This is a genomic window from Marinilabilia salmonicolor (assembly GCF_003003035.1).
GTDB lineage: Bacteria > Bacteroidota > Bacteroidia > Bacteroidales > Marinilabiliaceae > Marinilabilia > Marinilabilia salmonicolor_A.
On record NZ_PVTS01000014.1, the window covers coordinates 75,261 to 99,678 of the forward strand.

Below are 24,418 nucleotides of genomic sequence, written 5' to 3' on the forward strand. Positions count from 1 at the left end.
ATTTCGAGAACCAATTCACTCCTCCATTCCTAATGTTATATAAATGTTGACCTTATTCAGGATGCGCATCATTTGCCGAAGTGGCATATAAACCGATCATAGCTCCTGTAAATCCGCCTGCTACGTTGGTTGAAAGGATATCTCCCGAAACCGTTCCTCCCAGATTTTGAAAGGTTTCTCCATCCACGGAGTAGTTGAACCGGTAATCATCATTGTCCGCAACTACCTGCAGTTGAATTGGTTTTTTGATATCAACGGGGGTACTTGCAACGATGGTGGATTTACCTTTTTCAGTTCTTTCAAGAAGCAGGAAGTACTCTTTGTCTTTTTTGGTTATTCCAAATACATAGTTGAAGTTTTCACTCTGATAACAAGTTAATCCTGCTAAATTCTCTTCCGATTTGGGTTTATACTCCATCGTCGTTGTGGCAGAAAAGCTTTTGTGCATCTGTCTGTGAAACAGCGAGGATACCGGAGCCACAGCTTTAATGTTCTCTTCAAAAGGTGTTATGGTCAGTCCTTTTTTAGAGGTTGAGACGAATTCTTGGGGGAAAGCTCTCACACCCACCCAACGGTAATCTAATTTTTCTGAGGTAAAGTCCTCCTGGTAGGTAAAGTTTCCGTTGGGGAAATAGCCTTCCTGTCCGGTTTTATTTTCAACACCTTCCGGCATTTTTAATTTTGGCTCAAAAGGAATAAGTCCGTTTTCGAAAACCGGCCATTTCCCACTCCAGTCAACCGGGAGTATAAATGTTTCACGGCCGGTGTTTACGCGGTTTTTTTCATTGGGACGAATGGCCAGAAAAACACCATAGTATTTGTCATTATTAGGCCCTTTAACCAGATCGGCATGTCCGGCCCAATCCACTTTATTATCGCGGTGCGGATTTAGATATCTTTGCGAAAGAATGGGGTTAGATGGCGCAGGTTTATAGGGTCCCCTTGGGTTATCGCTGATAAAGACCACCTCACTGTGCCAGCCTCCTGTTCCGCCTTCAGCGCACATCAAATAATACTTGTCATTTTTTTTGTAGATGTGCGGCATCTCAATCCAGATGGGTTTGTCCGACAAGTCAACGCCGCCATTGACAATGATTTTATCAGTACCTTCTACTACCTGATCGTTTTCAAGATCATAGTTCCATATCTTGATAACACGATGTCCCTGGTAAAGCTCCTTGCCCGGGTCTGGAGCATCGTTGTGTACCACATAGGCTTTCCCGTCGTCATCAAAAAACAATGATGGATCGATGCCGTTGAATTTTTGTTTGTAGGGGTCGCTCCATCCCTTGAATGGATCCTTGGTTTTAACCACGATGTTACCAAAATCACCTGCAAATTGGGTGGTAATCATATAAAAGGTTTCGTTGTGTGGATTGTATTTGATGGCAGGTGCATAAACTCCTGCACTGATTCCACTGTGCTGTACCTGCAGTTGTGAAGGACGGTCCAGAACATGGCCAATTTGTTTCCAGTTGACCAGATCTTTGGAATGGAAAATTGGCACCCCGGGAGCCATGGCAAATGATGAGTGTACCATGAAGTAATCGTCGCCCTGACGAATGATGGCAGGGTCGGGATAGCATCCCTGAAGAATCGGGCTGTAGAATTCGTCCTCTTCGAGTGGAAATTCTTTATAAACATCATCGTTTCCCTGATAGACAAAGTTTGAAAATACCGGAGCATTTTTCTTACCCTGGGCATTTAGTCCTGAAAAAGCAAAGAGAACCATGAAAAGTGACATGATCATTACCTGCCCGTTTTTTTGTTTGAATAATTGTAGTTTGATCTTTCTCATTTTTAATTGGTATTATTATTAAAATATGTTTGTATTTCTGCCAAAGATGAACAGCAGAGGTTGTTAATTTTGGGGAGTCTTTGATTTCGGAAAGGTTTTTCACTGCATTTTTGGAATGTGAATATCTTATCTCGTGCTAAGATTAATAAAATGAAACAGATAATGTAATACAGTTACTGAAACAAAATTAAGGGGGCTTTGGGTTATGGATTTTCTTTTTTAGATATTCCTGTTTCAAATTCAGATAAAAGTTTACGGGAATAGTGGAAAAAATCAATTCTGGTGGTGGATGTTTTTAAAAACCGGATATTTCCAATCTGCTTTTGAAAGACCAATTGACCTGCTTTATTGACTTCGTCGATCTTCGATTCATGAATTATTTTCAAATCCATTTTATTGAGGACGGTTGGCTTTCGCAGGTAGTTGGACATCGGAAAAATTATTTGTGAATAAAGAGGTTGAATTTCGGATAAAAAAAACGCAGGCAGTATTTTGGTGCTTCCGAATACAAGCCTGCGTTTTTTGTGAAGAGAGGAATAATCCTACGGTTAATTGGTAACCGACAACATCTTTTCTGCATATCGTTTCCCCAATATCCGGTAGCCTTCTGCTGTGAAGTGCAGCCCATCGGCCTGTCCGGGACATCCTGCTGATGAGATGACAAAAGAATTGGGGAGTACCTGAGGTAGTTGGTTGATGAATTGATTAAAAGCCGCGCATTTTCCATCGAATTCTGCGCTTAAAGTTTCACCTGCCAGAAGTGGGACTTCACCGGGATTCAGATTTAAGTCTGTAATGAGGTTGTCATAAATGTCTTTTACTTTCCGTGTCCATAGGGTATCGTTGGGATTGGATTCTCCCTGATGCAAAAGAATGCCTTTGATAACACCGTCTTTTTGTGCCAGTTTGGCCATTTCGACCAGTCTTCCATAAGGGTTACCGCCATAATTGGCGATCCATCCCTTCATCCATTCTGGGGCTGAATCCGCATAGGCCTGGTAATTGTCTTTGTCAAACAATTCAATTTTGCATCCCCCAACGGCCACATTGATGACTCCGATGTTTACATCTTCGGGAAGATTTTCCACCATTGTGCGTCCGAAATAATCGGCAGGAGAGAGGCCCGCATGGCAGTCTGCCAACGGGGGCGTGGCAGTGTACCATTTTCCTTTTTCTCTGCTCAGGTCCGGGCAGTCCATTGTACTCATCATTAAGAATCGTGAGTCAACGACTGAATCCTGTGCTTCAGCTTTGGCAGCACCTGCCATATTGGATTGTCCGAAGCAGAGGTAAACGTGGAAATCAGATTTTTCAGACTGCTTTTGAGTGCATGACGAAAGTAATGCAACCAGTGTCATAATTAACAGGAATGATTTGAACTTCATTTTTGTGGAAATTTGGAAAGTGCCGTACCTTTTACAAAGATGGTTTGTTTATGGATCAGAGAACCAATTTGTAAAGGATACGACACTATGTTATTATTGATTAATTATCCTCTTGTTAGGAGATTCGTTACCAAAGAGATATGATTCTTCATATCCTCCGAAATCAATCACGATTTTTTCGAATACAATACCCGGATCCATAGGCGTGAGCGTTAGAGTCTGCTTGCCATCCGATGTTTCGGGAACTTGCAGGTCAACCTTTTTCTCTACCACCCGGCGAGCCACGGTTGGGTAAAATGTGGTATAGATATTTTCGGGTTTCTCATTCAGGTCATCGTTGAAATTGATCACCTTCTCATCAGCACCATCAAAACCGACTTTATATCGGTGCCCATCGAGGCGCTTAAATGCTAACGTTGATTTGACCACCACATGAACAGTTACCGAACTGACATCCTCGGGCAATTCCATTTTGTACGATACGGAAGCTCCTTCCACGGGCTCAGAATATGGCATAACAGCAATGCCACCCAATGTACGCCCAACATGAGGAATAACAGCCCATTCGGCTTTTTCGGCGTCTTTTAGCTCATAATAATGTGGTGCCTCAATAGAGATAAAGCCATTCTTGGGGGTAAAAACATAATTGCCCACAGCCTCTTCCGGGTTTTTTATACGGTGTATTTCCGGAAGCTTGTCAGCGGGGAAATTATCGTTCCAGGAGGTGTAACCGATTTTTTTCTGCGACATCATATTTTTCCACTTTCCGTCTGACATCACATTGTTGTAATCGTGACTCAGTACTGAATCTCTCTTGAATGTTTCTTCAACTTTGTCGGCCCAGTAATTGGCTTTTGGATTGTTTTCAGCATAAAGTTTATGGTTCATGGCTTGTGCATAGTACATCTCGTACAAGTTAGCCATTGCCTGAACCGGATACAGGATTAATTGCTTGTAAGCATCTCTATACTCAGGTTCCAGACTTAAATACTGACGCAGGGCTTCAGCCTCCAGTTTAAGGTATTCATCAGAAACCTGTTTCCACTCTCCGTTTTTCAGATTGTAAGTGTGGCGATCAAGCATTTCGGGTGTTACGCGCCCGTTGTATTTGCTGTAAAGATTCAGAATACGCGCTGCCTCATCAGCCTGATCTTTGCCAAATTGCTGAGCGGCGAACTGACGGGGATGTTCCAATAGGTTGTCAGCAGTATAGCGTGTAGGCTCCCAGGCCATATCCATAAACAATGTAATTGGGTATTCCATAGGTTTGAGGTCGCCCACATTGACCACCCAAAGTTTGTCCACGCCATAGTCGTAGGTCAGTTGTAACTGCTCCCAAATATGCTGAATGGGGCTTACATTAAGCCATTTGGAGTTTCTGGGAGCACCTACATAGTCAAAATGGTAGTACATTCCCCAGCCTCCCGGGTGTTTTAGTTCCTCCTCGTTTGGCAAACGACGTACATTTCCCCAGTTGTCGTCAGCCAAAAGAATGATGACATCTTCGGGAACGCGCATGCCCTGGTCGTAATAATCGAGTACTTCTTTGTAAAGGGCCCACACCTGTGGTGTTTCCTCTGCCGGACGGCCGGTTACCTCTTCAATAATTTCTCTTTGGTTTTTAACGACCCTTTCAAGCAGTTCCACATTGGTCTCTTCCGACATGGCTTCATCGCCGTCACCACGCATGGCAATAGTAATAATGTCTTCAGTGTCCTTGACCCGTTCAATTCCTTTGCGGAAGAATTCGTCAATTACTTCCTGATTGGTGGAATAGTTCCATGCACCGTATTCATCGCGATTTCGCACCCACTCCTGATGATTACGTGCCATGGGTTCATGATGGGATGTGCCGATAACCACGCCCATTTCATCGGCCACTTTGCTGTTCATCGGATCATCGGCATAGAAGGCCCAATTCCACATGGCAGGCCACAGGTAATTACCTTTAAGACGCAGGATTAATTCGAATACACGGGTATAAAAACGATGGTCGCCATAATCGGTTCCATATCTGTGCTTTACCCATCCTGTAAGACTTGGAGCTTCATCATTTAAAAAGATTCCACGGTATTGTACTGCGGGTTCACCATCTGTATATGTACCTGCTTTTACAAAGATGTTCTCTTTCTTTTTTATTGGAACATCGGCCCACCAGTACCATGGAGATACACCTATTTGCTCCGAAAGGTCGTAGATACCATAGATGGTTCCTCTTCTGTCGCTACCCGCAATTACAAGTGCGTTTTCGATGCCCGGCAATGGGTTTTTCACGGTTTTGATGATAAATTTTTCCCATTTGCCTTCCAATTCATCGGCATCGATAATTTTTTTGGAAACAAGCTTGTCGATCAGTTTACTGTGACCAAGGGTCCCGGCAATGATGACATTTTTTGCTCCGGAAACTTTTTCGGTATTCATCACAGGCCTGATATCGGTTACTTTAAAGATATCATCCTGCAGGTCGTTAAATGTCCTGATGACACCGGAGTCGTCCTTTGAATCAATCAACATCTCTGCTGATTCTCCTTTTTCAGCAATGGTAAAAGAGTTTTCACTCTTATTGTCGGATACATATTTGGTATCGCCTACTGCGTGTGCAAGAAGAGAATTGAAAAAAAACAGAGCCAGGATCAGGGATGTCTGAATTAACTTCATAATACTATTTGTTTAATTTTTTTCAGGTTTTTTGATCTTATAGTAAAGAGGGTGAGGTTAATATTCTTAAATGAAACGAGCATGGCAACGATTGCCTCAAAAGAGAATGTAAACAATCAACCATGCGAGTTCCATCCGACCTTGAGAAATTAATTTTATACGGATGAAATGAGTCCAGATTGTTCGGGACGAATTCCATCCGGTCTTAATAATTAAAATATATACAGATGAATTTTATGTTGTTTTTTTATTCTTGTTGAATCCGGATATAATGCTTGTAAAGCCCGAAAAGACCATTTATTCTTGGTCAAAGAGTCGTTTTCGGGCTTTGTAAGTTGTCACTTTGGTGGTTGTGACCATTTTTTTGTTGACAGATATTATTTGCCTGAAAACAAAATATTGTAAGTTTTCACAACTCCGTTGTAATCACAATGCACGATGGCTCTGCCGGTTATTGAATGAGCCTGTTGGATTTCAAATTTGACAGCATCGTTATCTGATGTGGCTGTCACTTCCGGAATTCCGGGTGTATTTGATGGTAACATCACCGTGGTTTCATACTGGTCGTAACCGACAATTCCGTTAGCATTTGTAGATCTGACGGGAGTTTCCGGTACCTCTATGGCTTCACCATTGACTGCGATGCTTACAGTAGGGGGTACAGGACGTTTTAATTCAGTTCCTTTCTTGCTGAAACCAAGTCCGGCTAAATCGAAAAGTTTATCCTGGCTATCACTCTCTGCCACAAGGAAAATTGCGTGTTTTTCATCCAGATTATCGACGAATTCTGAAACATCAATAGTAAATCTGGTTGATTCTTTTGAAGAATTTTCAGGAACAACAATTTCACCAATTTTGGTTCCGTTCCAGACTTCATTGTCCCAAGGGCCATCCAGCCAAACATTAACTTTAAAAGATTTGTCGGTTTTGGGTGTGAGGAAAAGATTAAAGGCTGTTTCGTTTCCTTTTTTTGTACCGTCAAAAGCTTTCAGCCCTTTTTTATCTTCATCGAGTCCGCCGAAACCAAAATATTTATACCCAATAATGTTTCCATTTTTTACATTGGCGATGGGCATGTGGTTGTCCCAGATATCCCATGAATCCTGTTGAAGATTGACATCGGAAAGATAACAAGCATATCCGGCAGAATAATACTGATAAGGATCCAATCCATAGATGTGGAAACCTTCCGATGTTACTTCTGCTCCTGTATATTCATTTCCCTGACTGTCTTTGGCGGTCCAGATCTGATCCTCAGCATAGGGATCAAAAGCTCTTATTCTGGCACCTCCGCCTTCAGCTACCGGTTTTTCGTCCCATTCAATAGTGACAGGGGCCACTACCGCCTGACGGGCAAAACCAAAATTGCGTGGAGGTCTGTGGTAAAATGCATACCATTGTCCGTTGATCAATTCTATACTTCCATGGGTGTTGTGACCTCCGTTGGTAGTTTGTAATCCTGACCCGTCACGATTCGGAACTATTCCACGCGAGTCCACCAGAACTCCGCCACTTTTCCATGGTCCCAGGGGAGAATCGCCAACAGCATAGCGCAATGTGGAGTTGGAACTACCCACTCCGTAGTCGGGGCCTGAATAACCACTGTAAACAGTGATGTATTTGTTTCCAACTTTACGGATGGAGGAAGCTTCAAAGAAATTAAACCTCCCCAAATCTTCGTCCTCATAAATACATGGGTACTCGGTGCCTTCTGGGTCCCGGATCTCTCCGTATCTGGAACTTGCAGGCAGGAAGTAGTCAATCACATCTGTTCCCGGTCGAACTGAATACATGGTTTCCTGGTCCAGCTGAGCGGCCATCGATCTTTGAAATCCCCAGTATCCATATGCTCTGAAGCCAATTTCATAATCGGGATCGTTGGGGTCGGTCACATATTCAATATATACCGCGGGATCAAACCCCAGGATGCTTCCCGGAACTGTGCGGGTTCCATCTTCTGTTAAATTTATGGGCGTGAAAGGACCGTCAGGACGCGATCCTTTGGCAACCATGGCTTCACGATTCGGCCCTCTGCTATGCGGGTAAAGATAGTACTCTTTTGTGCCGTCTTTTCTTTTAACTTCCACAAGATCCGGTGCATACATCACATCCCATTGTCCCTCTATTTCATAAGTGAAAATCGGGCCTTCATCACGCCAGGTTGATAAATCCTCCACCGGGGCTGACCACATTCTGATGTCTGGGCCACAGTAACTTTCATAGCGAACATCGTGAGACCCTATGATGTAAGCCCGGTATTTCCCTGGGTTATCCGGATCCTCAAAAACGCGGGGTTCTCCGTCGGGTAAATGTTCCCATAGCGGAAGATAGGGGTTTCCTGCCGCATGGTGGACATACTGTGAATTCTTTGATACATAGATTTGCTCGTCACTTCCCTCTTTTGTGTTGGAACATGAGAACAAAGATGTGGCCAAAATGAGCCATGAAAAAAAGTGTGTCTTAAGTGAAATTTTTAATTTGCTCATGATAGACTGTTTAATTATTTGTGGTTTTATTTAGCCCATTCTTCACCTTCCGGTGTTCGTCTCCATTCAAAGTAAGCATCCATAACTTTTAATGACTCCTCATCAGGGATCGGTGCAACTTCAGGTTCTGTTTTCAGAATCATTAATTTGGGGTCATCATTGCTGAAAACAGGCCATTGAGGAACATTTTCTCCATTGGGGTTACCGGATTTTGCAAAGTTGGTCCAATAGGTTCCCATGATTTTCGATGTTTTCACATCAGCCTCTGTTGTGTTGGGATTGGATTGATCCATGTGCATAAACACATAGGGAACATCCACACCATGAGGTGTTCCATGATCCGCCTGGGGTGAGTCTTCCGGATATTCGGGATGCTGGTCGAAATAGTAAAGATAAACAGGAGATTTTCCGGTTTTGGTTTGCAAGCGGGCCCAACTCCAGGTAGGCCATCCGAAGGCTGCATCGCGCATCAAGTTTCGGGCACTTCTGGGCACTGTGTTTTCTCCCACCGGATAAGCCTGAAGCAGAGAGTCAGCATAGGGTCCAAATCGTTTGGTTACCGTTTCAATGTATTCTTCGGGAGTACGGCCTGCAGGAAAACTTAAGCCTTCATCTGAGTTATACCCAATCAATACGGGTACATCGTTGTACTTTCCTTTTTCATATAAATTATATTGATCATCGGGAATAACGTACCCATCAACAATTGGCCAGCTTCCCGGCATTGTCCAACCCTGGGGAATTAATTCTTCGGCATCAACTTCCCGAAGTTCATCGATTGACGACGCTTCAAATTTTTCCAGATATTCAACGCCATCCTGCTCGGCCTGCGCAAGGGTTTTCATGTTTTCACCGGGGTAGGTAGTCGAACCTGTGGGGCCAAAAGAACCACCACTTTGCGAAATGGCTTTTTGAAATAGTCCTTTGGCTAAAGGAGAGGCACAAAGCATGCTCACCGAGATGCCTCCGGCGGACTCCCCAAAGATGGTCACGTTATCAGGATCGCCTCCAAATGCTTCGATGTTGTTTTGTACCCACTGTAATCCGGCGATCTGGTCTAGTAGCCCATAGTTACCAGACACTCCGTTGGGACTTTCAGCACTGAGTGCCGGAAGAGCCAGAAAACCAATTTGTCCTACCCGGTAAGCTACACTCACCAACACCACATCTTTGCGGGCCAGATGTTCTCCATTATGGACTGGTTCCGAGGTGGAGCCAAAACTGAAGCCTCCGCCGTAGATCCAAACCATTACGGGGAGTTTCTCATCTGCTGTTTTGGCTGGAGTCCAGACATTCAGGTAAAGACAATCTTCGCTTTTTCCGGAAGGAGGATTACCGCCCTGCATGGGTGCCGGGGCAAATTCGGTAGTCTGTTTGACCCCTTCCCATGTTTCGACGGGTTGTGGTGCTTTCCAGCGCAAATCTCCCACCGGGGGAGCTGCAAAAGGGATGCCTTTGAAAATGGTCAGGTCTTCGGTCACTGTTCCCTGAATGGTACCGCCTTCGACTTCTACCTGGCCGGGTTCTTGCTGGCTGGTACATGAGATCATCCAAAAAGCCAAAAGTATGAAGATTAATGTCTTTGTGTTTTTCATTCGTTTAAAATTTTGTAATTATCTAATAAAAAGCTAATTAAAAATTTGAGAACGAATGGAACCGCTTCGCTCTCGCATAATATTTTTTAAACATGTTCTCTTGTGATTTATATTTAAAAAATATCATGCTCGTTTCATCCTTTTAAAATTTTGTAATTATGTGATAAAGAACTAATTAAAAATTTGAGAACGAATGGAACCGCTTCGTTCTCGCATAATATTCTTTTAAACATATTCTCTTGTGATATTTATATTTAAAAAATATCATGCTCGTTTCATTGGTATGTGGGTTTATTATGGCCTGCTGAAAAAGTCAGCAGGCCAATTTTTAATTTATTCTTTAATGTCCTTTTTGGCATTGCCCCAAAAAGAACGAAAAAGGGCTAGTCCGTTTAAACCTATCCACCCGCGAAAGCCAAAATTTCCGGACATTGCGCAAGCCCTGAAATTCTCCCATTTTGGTTTTCCGCAATCCGCCGGCCCGGAAAACGGACAGGCCACCGCGCCTTTCAGATAGTAAAGTTTGTTCAGTCTAAATAGCAAGCTTTTGAACAGCCATATTTTAACAATTACGGCATGTACAGTATTCTTAAATTTTGAATGTTGTGTTAAATTATTTAGGGTTAGTTAGCTTATTGTTCGTCTTTTATGTGTTTTTTAACTGCTATTTGTTGTTGTCTTTCCAAAGGTTTGGTAGAAACCGGTAATACAAAAGGTGCCGCCAGGTGGACCAATCGTGTCCGCCGTTTCCGCCTATATAGTAATCATGTTCGATATCATGGTTGGTTAATGCATCATGAAGAGCCTGACATCGGTGATTAAAAAAGCTTTCGGCTTCTTTTGTTCCTTGCCCGACAAAAAGGTAATCAACTTTCCCGTTTACCTCAGGATCGTTTAAAAATTCTTTAAGTGATGTCTCAGCATCAACGTCACCGGCACTGAGGATTCCAAAGTTGGCAAATTTATCGAGTGATCGGAAACCGATAAACATACTGTGACGACCGCCCATGGATAAACCGGAAATTGCTCTTCCCGAAGGCGTTTGAACTGTGCTGTAATTTTCATCAACCAATGGAATGATGTGATTTCGGAGTTCTTCTTCAAAGATATCGAAGGTCAGGTCAGCGTGTTTAGGGTGATTGCGATGAATTATCTGATTGTTGGGTATGGCAATGAGCATCGGCCTGGCTTTGCCCTCGGCCAGCAGATTATCCATAATGAAATTTACCCGGCCATCGTACACCCAGTTGGAGGGCAGCTCACCACTTCCACCTAATAAATAGAGGACGGGGTATTTCTTTTCAGAGGTGTATCCCGGAGGAGTGTAAACGTAAATTTCGCGTTCGCCATCGGTTACATCAGAATGATAAATATGACGTGTAACATTTCCATGAGGCACATTTTGGGCATCGTAATAGGCGGGGCTATCGCCATGAACAATTAACTGGCTGTAGGGAGGCATAGCCGTGAAAGCAGCGTAAGTGTTATTGGGATCTGCAATTTGCACACCATCAACCAGCAGGTGGTAAGCATACATATCCGGTTTTAATGGGCCAATGGTTAATGTCCAGATACCATCTTCTCCTTTGGTGAAAGGAATTGGTTCACGTCCTTTGTCAAGAGCAGTGTGAATGGCACCGGCAGGTAATTCAACTTTTTCCGCGTTGGGTGCCTTAATGCGAAAGGTTACGGTCTCGTCGTTGTGCACTTCCGGTGAATTAACCTGTGCACTAAACGGGGTATAACCCTCAGTATTTTCCTGAGGGTTATACTCCAAATTAACGTTGGCTTGCTGTGCATAAACCGAATGTGTAAACAATAGCAAACCAAGGATATAAGTCCAGTGTTTGTTCATAAAATTGAAATAAACTACTTAAATAATAATTGGGCATACTGATAAAGACTTCGGCGCCAGGTGAGCCATTCATGTGCAGTCTCGGGCGATTCGTAATACTCGTACTGTATCCCCTGTTTTTTCAGCATATTTGTGAATGCACCTATTGAGCCGGGAAAAGGGTCCGGTTCTTTTGTACCCAACCCCAGCCAAAGGACTTTTAGCTGTTCATCCACTTTTTTATCATCTGCAAAGGCACCGTCTAAAAATGTTTTCACATCAATTTCGTCGGAACTGGGATAATTTGCTGTGCCACTAAAACCACCATAGTATGCAAAATGGTCCAGGTTGTTCATGGCAATTCGCATGGTTTGGTTGGCTCCCATCGAGAGGCCGGCAATGGCCCGGTGTTCGCGATTGGCCAGGGTTCGGAAGCGGGCATCAATCATGGGAATTATTTCCTGCATCATCACTTCTTCAAAGACCATCGCCGGGCGCCCCTTTGCGTCTTTGTCTTGTGCTTTGAATGCATAGCCGTTATCCATCACAATCATCATCGGAACAGCCTTTTTCTCGGCAATCAGATTATCCAGGATGAGGTTGGCATGTCCCTGGCTTGACCAGCCGGTTTCATCTTCAAAGCTACCATGCTGGAGATAAAGTACGGGGTAACGTTTGTTTATATCCTCATAATATCCGGGAGGAGTATAAACAAAACAGCGTCGCCAGGATTCGGTAATATCGGAATAATAAAGGTTTTCGCTGACCAGGCCATGTGGAACCTTTTTTAATGCATAGAAATCCCTGTCATGGGCGGGAATTTCAATGCCGCTGCCCCATCGGCCTGCACCGTAATAATATTTGGTTCCCGGGTCCGGGACAGATGCCCCATCAATATTCAGCTGATAATAATGAAAACCTTCATCCTGGGGCGATGATTCTCCTGTCCAAACGCCATTTTCATCCTTTGTAAGGTCATATTTTACTGCTCCAATGTCCAGTTGAACATTGTTGGCCCCCGGAGCTTCAATGCGAACACGAACACGACCTTCAGAATTGACTTGAGGGAACTCTTTGCCCAATTGATTTACCGATGAAGGCTTAAAATCCTCCTTAACCTTCTCTGTTTGGGCAGTAACAAAATTACTGCTTAACAGGAATAAGATTATTAATAAATGTATGTATCTCATAAACCTAATTTGTAAGAATTATTTAAACAATAGCTGGGCAAGCTGATGTAAGCTTCGCCTCCAGGTATGGAATTCATGAGCCGTTCCTTCCGAAATGTAAGACTCAGCATTATATCCTGCTTCTTGTAGCTCAGATACAGCATTTTTTACACCATCAGGACGTTCTTTACTTCCACAGCTAATGAAAACGAGCTTCAGGTTTTTATGATTTTTAATCTCCTCAGGATTATATACACCACCACTAAAAAGGCCATAATAGGAAAATACGTCAGGTCTGTTCAGGGTAATCAACTTTGTTTCGAAGCCACCCATGGACAAGCCTGCCATTGCCCTGTTTTCCTGATTTTTAAGGGTGCGGTAATTGGAATCGATGTAAGGAATGAGCTCATCAACTAAAACGGTTTGGAAGGGGGTGATGTCAAACTCACGCAGACCGCCAAATTCAATCTCGTTGGTCATTCCATACGTCATCACAATAATGAATGGTTTGGCCTTCCCTTCGGCAATCAAATTGTCCATAATTAAATTGGCATGTCCCTGTCTGGCCCATGATGTCTCGTTTTCGCAATAGCCGTGTTGCAGATACAATACGGGATAGTGTTTCGAAGTCTCTTTTTCATACCCCGGAGGTGTATAAACAAATGCTTTTCGGGATGTTTGTGTGCTTTCCGACGGAAAAAGGATTTCATGAACATGCCCATGGGGAACATTTTTAACTGCAAAAATGTCCTGATCATCGGAAGGTATTTCAATACCGCTACCCCATCGGCAAGCGCCAAAGTAAAAGAGCGTTCCGGGATCGGGCACCGATGCTCCGTCAATATTCAACTGATAGTAATGGAAACCCACATCCTGGGGGGCTGATTCTCCTATCCACATTCCTTCTTCGTTCTTTACCAAATCGTATTTCACTCCGCCAATGTCGAGTTTTACGTAATTGGCGTCAGGTGCAAATATTTGTGTCCGCACACGGCCTTCAGAGTTGACCATCGGGTATTCATGGCCAGGTTGGTTTACTGACGAAGGTTCAAAATCTTCGATTATTTTATCATCTGACTGGGCAAAGCTGTAGCTGCCGGAGATCAGAAATATTGCTAAAAGTGTTTTGATTTTGTGGTTCATAATAAGTCTTGATTATTTGGTTAGTAAATATTTTTTGCATTTTTATTTGCTATATAGCTTACATCTAATCACCTGCCGGCAAGTTTGATGCGGCAAGTGGTATCTTATGGACAGACACTATTTATTTCCATTGGATTCAATTCTGAAATAATCAAACGAAATATCAAAGGGTGTGTCCGGCTTTGTGGTATCAGAATCAAACCAGAATGTACTTTTCATATAATTGGATATTATACCGTCTGCCACCATCAATCCTGCTCTGATATCTTTGAGCAGGAGATCGGCTGTTCCCAGGTTCTCAAAGTTTTCACCGTTATCCACAGAGTAATAAGCGGTGTACATGCTTCCTTTTTTTGTTAATTTAAGAATCAGTTCATTACTTCCTGTTATGGGGTCTTTGAGTTTAAAGGAAGCCAGTGATTTGGAGATATCGTTCTCTTCTATAACCAGGTCGATGGTTCCCGGTTGAGGTTCTCTGATGCGGGTAGTCTTGATTACTGCCCTGTGTACCAGTTTAATGAAATTTTCATCATCCTGGTAAACAATGATTCCCGCGTTTTCAGGCTGGGATGGCATCCTCGATCCCACCAGTTTCGTCTCTATCGTCCAGTCGGAATTGGCACTTTGCAACAGAATGTTTTTTGCATTGTTGGTTCTTTCCGAAACCCCACCGGGTTCACTTGTAATGGTAAGTGCTCCCTCTTTCTCCGTAAGGGAGTGAGCAGATGGGTTTTCGCGTAACCATTTCCATTGGGAATTAATCTCGGATCCATTAAACTCATCACTGACAGATTTAGCATCAAAATTCACATAGTAAATATTTTTTTCCAGAGTAATGTCATCAACCAACGTTACCACGGCAGTTCCGGGGATATCTTTCGCTTGTTGAATATCTACCCTGATTTGGTTACTGACCGCTGAAGCTTTTACTTTTGGCACCGTTGAGCCTTTTTTTAGCAGGTAGCTGTAGGCTTTAATGTCCTGGTTAAACTCGGGAATGATTTTACCATTTACCAAAATAGATCCTGGTGTTAAATCGGGCATTACCTTCACCGGATAACTGTCGGATACCGTTTTGCCATCAATGGTAACATCTGCAAAAACTGATGCAACACCGATACCCGTTGCCGTTACTTCACCTTTTGGGTCAACACTTACCACATCAGGATTATTGCTTCGGTATGTGACCCTGACTTTGTTAATGTTGTAGAAGCTGTCGTCGGTCATTGCAGCGGTTACGCTGGTTTGGATGACATCACCCGGCTCCAGAACAATCCTGTCACTCTCGGCCACAATATTGACGAGTTCAGGTTTGTAACTGCCTTGCATGGTGGCTTCTACCTGGCCTTTGATGTCTCTTGAAGAGGCACCAATTTCGAAAATGTATTTTCCCTGGTCAAAAGTGATTTGATCATTTTCGGCATCCCAAAACCAAAGGTCTTCACAATCGATATCAATGTGTACTCTTTTTACCTGGCCTTTAGGAATGGTCACCCGTTGGAAGCCTTTTAGTCGTTTAATGGGCCTGTTATACGAAGCCGGACTGTCAGGTGTTTTTACATAAACCTGAACGATTTCATCACCATCCACTTTACCGGTGTTTTTTACATCCACGCTAACCGTGATTTTATCGTTGGGAGTAATACTGTTCCGGCTTATGGCAAAATTGCTGTATGCAAATGTGGTGTAGGAGAGACCAAAACCAAACTCATAAGATACCTTGTCATCGAAATACCAGTAAGTTCGTCCGTCATTTCCTTTTCCTTTTCTCAGGGTATAATCGTTGAATTCGGGCAGATCATTGAGCGATTTATGCCAGGTGACATTGAGTTTTCCTCCCGGATTGACCTCGCCAAAAAGGATTTTTGCCATTGCCGTTCCCTGTGCCTGACCGTTGTATCCTGTCCAGATGATACCTTTGATATTGGGATGGTTTCTAAATTCCTCAACTTCTACCATTCCCATTGTCTGCATCACCACAATGGTGTTGGGATTGGCATCAGCCACATCTTTAATCAGTTTATTCTGATTGCCGGGAAGTGTGATAGCAAAGCGATCTGACTCTTCTCTTCCGGTGGATTGATCGGTTCCGACAAATACCAGCGCTACATCAGCGGATGCTGCCATATCCAGCGTTTCCTGGTCGGTGCCGTCGGGTTCAGGTTCATGATAAACCAAAACGAGGGTCTGTGGTCCTGTTATTCCCAGAGTGTTAATTTTAACAGGGATTGTTTCCGGGCGTCTGAACCATGAATTGTTATTTTCCTGGTTGCCGGAAACAATTTCTTTGGATGCCAGCACATTTCCGGTGGCAGACCCGACACGAACCTCCAGCAGCCCACCTTCTTGTGCGATGGTCATGTTGAAGCGGATGGAATCCACATCGGTAATGTCAATATTATCGTATAAAGTCCAGTCACCATCTTTAATTCCTCTTACAGCAGATCTGCCGAAGCGCTCGGATGCAATCACCCCTTTGGCTGACTGATCAAAGTTGGTGGCATCATATTCTTTGATTTTGCCATCGGTGGTGACAGTAGAGAAACCTGAAATTGTATAAAAGTCTGTGTTTTTGGAAGTGTTACCGTCCGAGGTGGAAACAACTTCTGTATCGAGGTTATGTACTTTAATGTAGTTTTGAATTCCGGCCAGCGGAGTGATTCTCAAATGGGGTTCTACAGGGCCGGAATAATCTCCCAATTCTACTAAATCGGCCTGAGGCCCTAAAACGGCTATTTTATTAATTTGAGTCAAGTCAATGGGCAATGCTTTATCTCCTGACACTTCATTGTTTTTCAGTAGGACAGGTGTTTTTGTTGCCATTTCAATGGCCAGGTCATTGTGCGAAGGATCATTTACTTTATGGGGTTTGATTCCGGCGTAAGGCACCATGCCTTTGGGATCAAATTCACCGGTGCGCATTCTGATTGTGAAAATATTTATCAGCGCTTTATCTATATCGCCCTGGGTAATTAATCCGGCTTCCAATGCTTTTAGTGCATGATTCTGATAAACTCCGCCACAATCGATATCCACACCTGCGCTGATGCCCATTGCAGCAGCCTCTGTGTAATTGTCGGCATAGTGGTGGCCTCTCACAATGTCGTCGATGGCACCACAATCGCTGGTTACATATCCCTCCAGCCCATATAATTTACGGGCAATGGTATCGACCAGAAACTTACTTGCTGATACAGGAACCCCGTTCACTGCATTGTAAGAGGTCATTATTGACGGAAGATTGTAATCGCGAATGAGGGTCCGGTAGGGAAGGAGGTAGTATTCATACATGTCCCTCTGGTCCAGTTCGGAACTCCCCGAATGACGATTAAACTCGGTATTGTTGGCCAGATAGTGTTTCCCGCAGGGAACAGTTTTTAGATATCGTGGGTCATCCCCCATCATGCCCTGAATAAATCCTTTTCCTATTTCCGAAACCAGGTACGGGTCTTCACCAAATGTCTCGGCAGTCCTTCCCCAACGTGGATCTCGGGCAGGTTCAATAACTGGCGACCAGTAGGTAAGGGTGAAAATCAGATCATGGTTGAACCCCCGGGCTTCATCCGAAATGACTTCGGTTTCCCGCTTAATCAATTCAGGGTCCCAGGTGGCGCCAGCTGCTACACTATTTGGAAATGAGGTGGCCGTCATTCCGCTGTTGTTATTTCGGCCCATTATTCCGTGCAGAGCTTCTCCCCAGAAATTATATGAGTTGATTCCCAGTCGCGGAATGGCGGGCATGGTATTGCCAAACTGACTTTGTTTTTCTTCGGGAGTCATCCGCGAAACCAGATCAGCTGCCCTTTCTTCAAATGAATAGGCGGTGTTCAGATATATGGGCTTTTGACTATGCTCCCCGCCGGGGATGAAAGCCATAATGGAAACACCGACAATGCTTAGAAGAATCAGTTTTGTTATTGTACGTTGCATGACAAAAAATTAGAAGATTTATTTCGTCGCGATTTCTATTTGAGTGAATGAATGCGCAGGAAAAGTGTGTTGGATGACATTTCCTTTGAAGCTCATTTGCCTGGTTTCAACCGAAACAGGCGATTCGTCAAGGGTATTTTGGGCATCCAGATTATCGGCATTAATTACTTTAGCAGTGGCCTTGCCAGCGTATTTCCCGGCTTGTAAATCGATTTTTGTCTCAATTTCATCAGTCTCGTGCCTGTTTACCACATTCACAATTACTTTCTTTTCCGACTCGTTATATATTGCTGTTACATCTAAATAGGGGATGTTGTCGAATATTTCATTGTCATAAGATGGTCCATCAGTATAAACATCCAAAGCGTTGCCAAGGGCATTATTAGAATAGAGATTGAATGTGTGAAACAGTGAGTTTTTGAAAACACCTTCGGGCGAATTGCCTGTAAGGTTTGTGATCATGGTAATGTTGGCCATTTTTACAATATCGGCATGTCTGATAAATGAGTTCAGGTGCTGTGCAAGCAATAAAGCACTTCTAATCCCTCCAAAACCGGGTGAATATTCATCAAAGGAGATGTAAACCGGACGCTCGGATTCGGATTTTACCATTGCTTTTTTGATGGAAGCCTGTGTGGTTTCTATTTTCTCATCTATTTCCAGCCCGAGGGACATGTGATCCGAAAAAACGTCGTTTTCTCTGCCTCCGGGAAGGGCTTCGCTGGCATATCGATGTATTGAGATGTAGTCTATTTTACCCACCATTTGATCCAGCACATATTCATTCCAATCAACCCATTTATTCCCTGGACGGTATAGTGAAGAACCGGAAGCAACGAGCTTAATGTCTTCATCGATAATCTCGATAAGTTTTCCGGCTTCCAGTGCGAATTTGCAATAATCTTCGGCTGATTTTTGTCCCATCTGCCAAGGCCCGTCTATTTCATTTCCAAGGCCTACGTATTTTACATTAAACGGCTCTTCATTGCCATATTTTCTTCGCAGGTCTGAATAGTAAGTCCCCTTTTCATAGTTGCAATACTCTACCCAGTTGCGTGCATCATCCAGTGTGCCTGTTCCGCCGTTGATGCACAAAAAATTATCCGCACCAATCAGACTACAAAATTTGGCGTATTCGTCGGTTCCCATCTGATTGGTTTCAATTTGTTTCCATGCCAAATCAAGTTTTGCCGGCCGCTGGTCTTTGGGGCCGATGCCATCTTCCCAGTTGTACCCTGACACGAAGTTTCCTCCGGGCCACCGTACGTTGCGGATGTTTAGTTCTTTGATAAGGTCAATGAAATCTTTCCGAAAGCCATTTTCGTCGGCAAATGGTGACTCGGGATCATATATATTTCCATAAACAACAGTTCGGATGGGCTCCACAAAGGCTCCATAGATATTGGGATCAATGGTGTCAATGGTTCGGGCGGGGTCGATTTTTATCAATGCGGTTTCTTGTGCGGTAATATTGCTTAAAAACAAGCAGCATATTAATGTGAATAAACATAAGGTTTTAAGGCGTATCATAGCTTCTATGGTTTGGTTAGTGGTTAATTTTCATGCAGCAGTTCATTAACTGCATTGGCTAAATAAATATAAGCTGCACCAATATCGATGATATACTCATTTTCTCCCCAGAAAAACGGCCAGTCTTCCTTGTTTTCCGGAAAATCAGGATTCAATATCAACACTCCTGGTACAATCCCTCCGGCAATAAAACTAAAGTCGGCCCGGTTGCTACCATAGGCTACTTTTTTTGAGCGGGTTCCCACAGCCGAAACAAATGAGATGTTGGAATGAAGGTGGCATCCAAACAAGTAATCCAGGCCTCTGGTAACATCTTCTTTATCCATAATTTCAGGAAAAGCTTTATATGCCATATAATTAGTGGTTGCCCATTCGATAACACCTGAATTACCAGCCCATCCCCTTGTCGAAATTGGCACCCCGTATGGATTATCGGCTTTTAATGCTGTAATTTCCGCTTTATGTTTAACGACGTACTTTTTCAGCTTCTTTTTAAAGTTTTCATCCATGTGGGGAAGGGCATTAAGTGCAATCGAGAGTGTCCATTCTGATGATTCTTCCAAAGCCGGCCATATCAATTCCTCGTAGCGCTCGGCATAAGCATTGTCTCCCGAAGCAATATAGAGTTGAAGTGCGGCAGCGATTTCATTAAAACGTCCCCATCGTGAATATCTGTCGGGTTTGGCTGTTTTCATGATCTCCCGGGCTTCGGTATAAAGTTTTTTGGCCAGACGGAGGCACTTATCAGCCAGTTTACTGTTGTAGTCTTTTAATGCTCTGTTAGCTGCAGAGAGCGCCGCAACAGTTGAAAAGTCAAGCCTGTAGTTGCGATTGGTAAAAGCCCAGCGGTCGTCCAGCGTTCCTGAACTAACTCCATCTGTTTCGTAAGGTTCAAGATCCGGATTGTATGGCAGATTGTCTGTTTCTGTAGAAGCATCACCCAGATGATGGTATTGATGCAATCGGGGCACAATAATACCCCGAACAGGATGGCCGATATTTTCAATCTGTGCCACAAGGTTCAATGTGCCATGTTCTATTTGCTGAAGAATATCGGGATCGCCATCGGGACGATGGATGTCCACATATCGTGTTTCCTGATCAATAAAAGTTTGGTCACGATTAACCTTGAAGTACTCCCACGAATCCACGAGGCTTTGGATTGTACGACAATGAGTGCCGGTTTGGATATCATAGTCGCCGGCATCAAACCAGCCACCAACTGCCAATCCGGGTATCCGCTCCAATGGTTTGTATTTGGTATCGGTTACCGAGTCCATGCTGTAACCATCAAAGAATTCGATGTTTACGGGAGCCTGTAATGCGTCATCCTTAAAGGGTTCTCCATGCCATGTGCGATAAGCTTCGTTTACTTTCATGTGATCCATTTGCACCGGAAGGAAGACATCTAATGTAGGATGCCATACATTTTTTAATGCATTTTCATCAACAGAGAAGGTATTGGTTATTTGGTCACCATATTCGATGCAATACAAACCTGGTTCTGTGATTGAACTGAAGTCCGCTTTCAGATAGTTGTAGCGCAGATACTTCCCCCATTCTTCTGTGTCAACAGTCAGCTGTTTTACTTTTTCGCCTGATGGAGTTACTTCGAAAATGGAGGCTTCTTTCAGGGGAGTGTCATTCTGGTCGAGTTCAATAACGGCTACTTTCTTTTGATCCGGGTGATATCCAGCCTGAGAGAAACCAATGTTGGGTTCGCGAACCCAATTTTCGATGGTATTTGGTTCTACGTACCATTTCAGAACCTCTCCGGTTTGGTTGGCTGGTAAAATACTTCGGGCAATAAACCAACCGTTTTGTGCCAGATTGCGACCATCAAAAAGCATTATTTCCGAATCCGATTTAATCTTTACATATCTTTCCGGATCTTCGGGAGCCAACACCAGGGTGTTTCCCTGCGAAAGTGGCCTGGGTATAATGTATTCATCCAGTCCGCGATCATCAAAAGTATTGTGACCGCCAAACTGGGGTATTTTGTTTTTCGATGATTTAATGGCTGTATTTCCTGAAGGGTAAAGCGGGAAGGTTTCAGGCTTTCCGTCAACCAAATAACTTTTTTCGAAGTAGGCAGAAGGTAAAAACTCAAGATTAAATCCTGCTTTTCCTTTCAATGATTCAGGAACCGGCTGATCTAAGGAAATAACAATTTGAAAACCATCTCCTTCCGGGGTTACGGTTATCTTTGAGTCAAAATCATAGGCATCATACCGAAGTGTAAATGCAATGCTTTTGTTGGCCTGGTCAACATTTTTTTCTACTAATGTAGGTATTAAGTCCCATTGTTCAGGCGTGTTTTGCAGTCTAACGGCTCCTCCTGTGGAGGTTCTGACTCCATGATGAATGAGCTCAATTCCGGCTGTTTTTTCGTCAAAAAAGAAGCCGTTGTACTCATTGTTGAAAACCAAAACATTAAGCCCGGTTTTTTCGAAATACTCTTTTTTATTGAGTGTTAGTTTTTGTGCAAACAATGAAGTTCCGTTGATTATCAAAAAGCTCAATAAAAAACAAAACGGGATATTTATCTCTTTTATATTCATCCGTATAAAATTTATTAATTAAGGTCGGATGGAACTCGCATTCAAGAATTTATACATGTTCTTTTGAGGCAATCGTTGCCATGCTCGTTTCATCAGTAAATAATTTATCTAAGTTATTGGTCTGATGGAACTCGCATGGTTAATTGTTTACATCCTCTTTTGAGGCAACCGTTGCCATGCTCGTTTCACTCGTTCAAATTATTTAGTTCCGACAAGAAACTCATTTTTTTACCAGCGCTTGATAAGAAGGCTGCAAGTGCAAGGCTTGCGATGACTGAAAAACAGGAGTTTACTTTTCGTAAATGACTGTTTTGAAGACGAGCATAACGCAGCAATTGCCGCTTTCTTGCAAGCACTATTTAAAAAGCAACTGGGCGAAATTATAAAGATTGTTGCGCCAGACCGGCCAGGTATGGCCACCAGGGTATTCACTGTAGGTGTAATCGATATTGAGTTCATCGAATTTAGCCATCATCAGCTGGCAGTTTTTCCAGGCAATATCCTCTTTGCCGCCCATTGAAATCCAGAAGTTATTAAGGTTGGTGTTAATTTTTTCGGCATTTTTACCCATAAACTCGTATTGCGCACTTGCGATATCGTTGTGTGCACCAATAATCCATCCTGAGCTGAAAACACCCAGGCTTGAAAATAAATCTGTATTGTAAATTCCTGCATAGAGGGTTTGGATACCACCCATGGATAAACCGGCGAGGGCCCGGTTTTCGGCACCTGTTTTTGTGCGGTAGTTGTTCTCCACAAAAGGAATAACTGCTTCCGTAAGTTCTTTCTCGAAAAGGGTAAGTGTGGCTTCGCCAAAACCCGGTGCAGGTATGTTGCCATCCACCATTACAATGATCATGGATTTGGCTTTTTCTTCAGCAATCAGGTTATCGAGGATGATATCCGTTTTGCCCTGAGTGGCCCATCCCCGCTGGTCTTCACCGCCGCCATGCATAAGATACAGAACCGGGTATTCCTGATCTGTATTTCCGTACCCCGGAGGCGTGTAAATGTAAAACTCTCTCCAGCTGTTGGTAACTTCGGAATAGTATCGTTTAATGCGGATATCGCCGTGAGGAACATTTTTGATGGTGTAGTAATCGTCTCCTTTAAAAGGAATTTCGATGCCGCTGGCCATGCGTCCCATGCCGTAAAAGGTTTCGCTGGCAGGATCGGCTATAGCCACTCCGTCAATCAGCAATGAATAGTAATGAAACCCTTCTCCGAGAGAATCTGTGGTTACCTGCCAGATGCCCTCTTCGGTTTTATTCATGTCATATTTTCGTCCCAGATCCAACTGAATTTTCTCAGCTTCGGGTGCTTTAATTTGGAAAGTAGCAGTTCCATCAGGATGAACCTTAGGAAATTCTGATGAACGAATACTTGTTTCGGCTGGACGGCCCACATTGCTTATGTCATCGAACGTTGCTTCTTCCACCGGTTTGAAAAGTAGTTGGGAAAACATAAACAAACTGTTTTTCCAAACATTGAAATCGTGATAGCCATGATCCACATAATAGATATGCGGAACATCTGATTCATTCAGATAATTATGAACGTTTTCAGTGATGGGAATCAGATTGTCTTTATCCCCGCATGACAGCCATAATAGATTGAGGTTACTTTTTAATTTGGAAGGATCCGGAATCAGTTTGGTGGGTTTTTTTGCATTTGGGGCTGATGAAAACCCGCCCACCCAGGCAAATTTGTCGAGATTGCCGAGTCCGAAATTGAGTGATTGGCCTCCGCCCATGGATAGTCCTGCTATGGCCCTGTTTTCGCGGTCTTTCTTAACCGGATAATTCTTTTCAACGAAAGGAATTAAATCGCTGATGAGGTCTTTTTCAAAAATTGCAAATGCTTCCACGCGCTCAGGGCTGAAAATGTTGCCTTCGGCACGATCATTTTTCATGGCCCTTCCATTGGGCATCACCACAATCATGGGTTCTAATTTGTTCTTTGCATACAGATTATCCAGAATGGTTCCGGCATTTCCATTGTTGGTCCAGGCAAATTCATCACCTCCAATACCGTGCAGCAGATAAAGAACCGGGTACTTTTTGCTGTTGTCGTATCCAGGGGGTGTGTAAATAAGAGCATTCCTGTCGTTCCCTACGGTTTTTGACTGATAGGTTATGGTGTCTGTTTTTCCATGCGGAATGCTTTCTATAAAAATGTCAAAACCATCGGAAGGCGGATTGACGGGACTTTGAGCAAAGGCGTAATTGGTGAAGAACAAACAGAAGAAAAGAAGTATGTTTTTCATTTTATCGGGTTTAGTTATTGATTAATAGTCCGTTAAGTTCTCGTGACATGCTTTTAATTAGCT

General features: G+C 43.4%; 13 protein-coding genes. All 13 read right to left on the reverse strand.

The features are described 5' to 3' along the window. Positions 1–52: 52 nt before the first annotated feature. Positions 53–1,798, reverse strand: a complete 1,746-nt coding sequence (locus BY457_RS13900; protein WP_106153934.1) for a glycoside hydrolase family 43 protein — start codon at positions 1,796–1,798, stop codon at positions 53–55. 203 nt (positions 1,799–2,001) lie between these two features. Continuing rightward, positions 2,002–2,229 carry a hypothetical protein gene (locus tag BY457_RS13905; protein ID WP_106153935.1) on the reverse strand — a complete coding sequence of 76 codons (228 nt, stop codon included), beginning with the start codon at positions 2,227–2,229 and terminating at the stop codon, positions 2,002–2,004. A 117-nt stretch (positions 2,230–2,346) separates the two neighbouring features. Continuing rightward, positions 2,347–3,183 carry a sialate O-acetylesterase gene (locus tag BY457_RS13910; protein ID WP_106153936.1) on the reverse strand — a complete coding sequence of 279 codons (837 nt, stop codon included), beginning with the start codon at positions 3,181–3,183 and terminating at the stop codon, positions 2,347–2,349. Positions 3,184–3,276: 93 nt separating this feature from the next. Further along, complete coding sequence (locus tag BY457_RS13915) at positions 3,277–5,841, reverse strand: glycosyl hydrolase 115 family protein (protein WP_106153937.1); 2,565 nt, start codon at positions 5,839–5,841, stop codon at positions 3,277–3,279. 377 nt (positions 5,842–6,218) lie between these two features. Next, positions 6,219–8,327: a hypothetical protein gene (locus BY457_RS13920; protein WP_106153938.1), complete on the reverse strand. Its 2,109-nt coding sequence runs from the start codon at positions 8,325–8,327 to the stop codon at positions 6,219–6,221. A 26-nt stretch (positions 8,328–8,353) separates the two neighbouring features. Next, positions 8,354–9,922: a carboxylesterase/lipase family protein gene (locus tag BY457_RS13925; RefSeq protein WP_106153939.1), complete on the reverse strand. Its 1,569-nt coding sequence runs from the start codon at positions 9,920–9,922 to the stop codon at positions 8,354–8,356. Positions 9,923–10,586: 664 nt separating this feature from the next. Further along, entirely contained in the window at positions 10,587–11,777 is a 1,191-nt protein-coding gene (locus tag BY457_RS13935; protein WP_106153940.1) for an esterase, read from the reverse strand. Between the two features lie 14 nt (positions 11,778–11,791). Further along, positions 11,792–12,946 (reverse strand): alpha/beta hydrolase-fold protein, encoded by a 1,155-nt coding sequence (locus tag BY457_RS13940; RefSeq protein WP_106153941.1) that lies wholly within the window; start codon positions 12,944–12,946, stop codon positions 11,792–11,794. An 18-nt stretch (positions 12,947–12,964) separates the two neighbouring features. Further along, complete coding sequence (locus BY457_RS13945) at positions 12,965–14,068, reverse strand: alpha/beta hydrolase-fold protein (RefSeq protein ID WP_106153942.1); 1,104 nt, start codon at positions 14,066–14,068, stop codon at positions 12,965–12,967. Positions 14,069–14,185: 117 nt separating this feature from the next. Continuing rightward, on the reverse strand, positions 14,186–17,998 hold the full coding sequence (locus tag BY457_RS13950) for a glycoside hydrolase family 3 C-terminal domain-containing protein (RefSeq protein ID WP_106153943.1): 3,813 nt from the start codon (positions 17,996–17,998) through the stop codon (positions 14,186–14,188). 18 nt (positions 17,999–18,016) lie between these two features. After that, positions 18,017–19,528 carry an alpha-N-arabinofuranosidase gene (locus BY457_RS13955; RefSeq protein WP_106153944.1) on the reverse strand — a complete coding sequence of 504 codons (1,512 nt, stop codon included), beginning with the start codon at positions 19,526–19,528 and terminating at the stop codon, positions 18,017–18,019. Positions 19,529–19,551: 23 nt separating this feature from the next. Beyond that, on the reverse strand, positions 19,552–22,089 hold the full coding sequence (locus BY457_RS13960; protein ID WP_106153945.1) for a glycoside hydrolase family 9 protein: 2,538 nt from the start codon (positions 22,087–22,089) through the stop codon (positions 19,552–19,554). 355 nt (positions 22,090–22,444) lie between these two features. Continuing rightward, positions 22,445–24,355: an alpha/beta hydrolase-fold protein gene (locus BY457_RS13965; RefSeq protein WP_106153946.1), complete on the reverse strand. Its 1,911-nt coding sequence runs from the start codon at positions 24,353–24,355 to the stop codon at positions 22,445–22,447. Between the last annotated feature and the right edge of the window lie 63 nt (positions 24,356–24,418).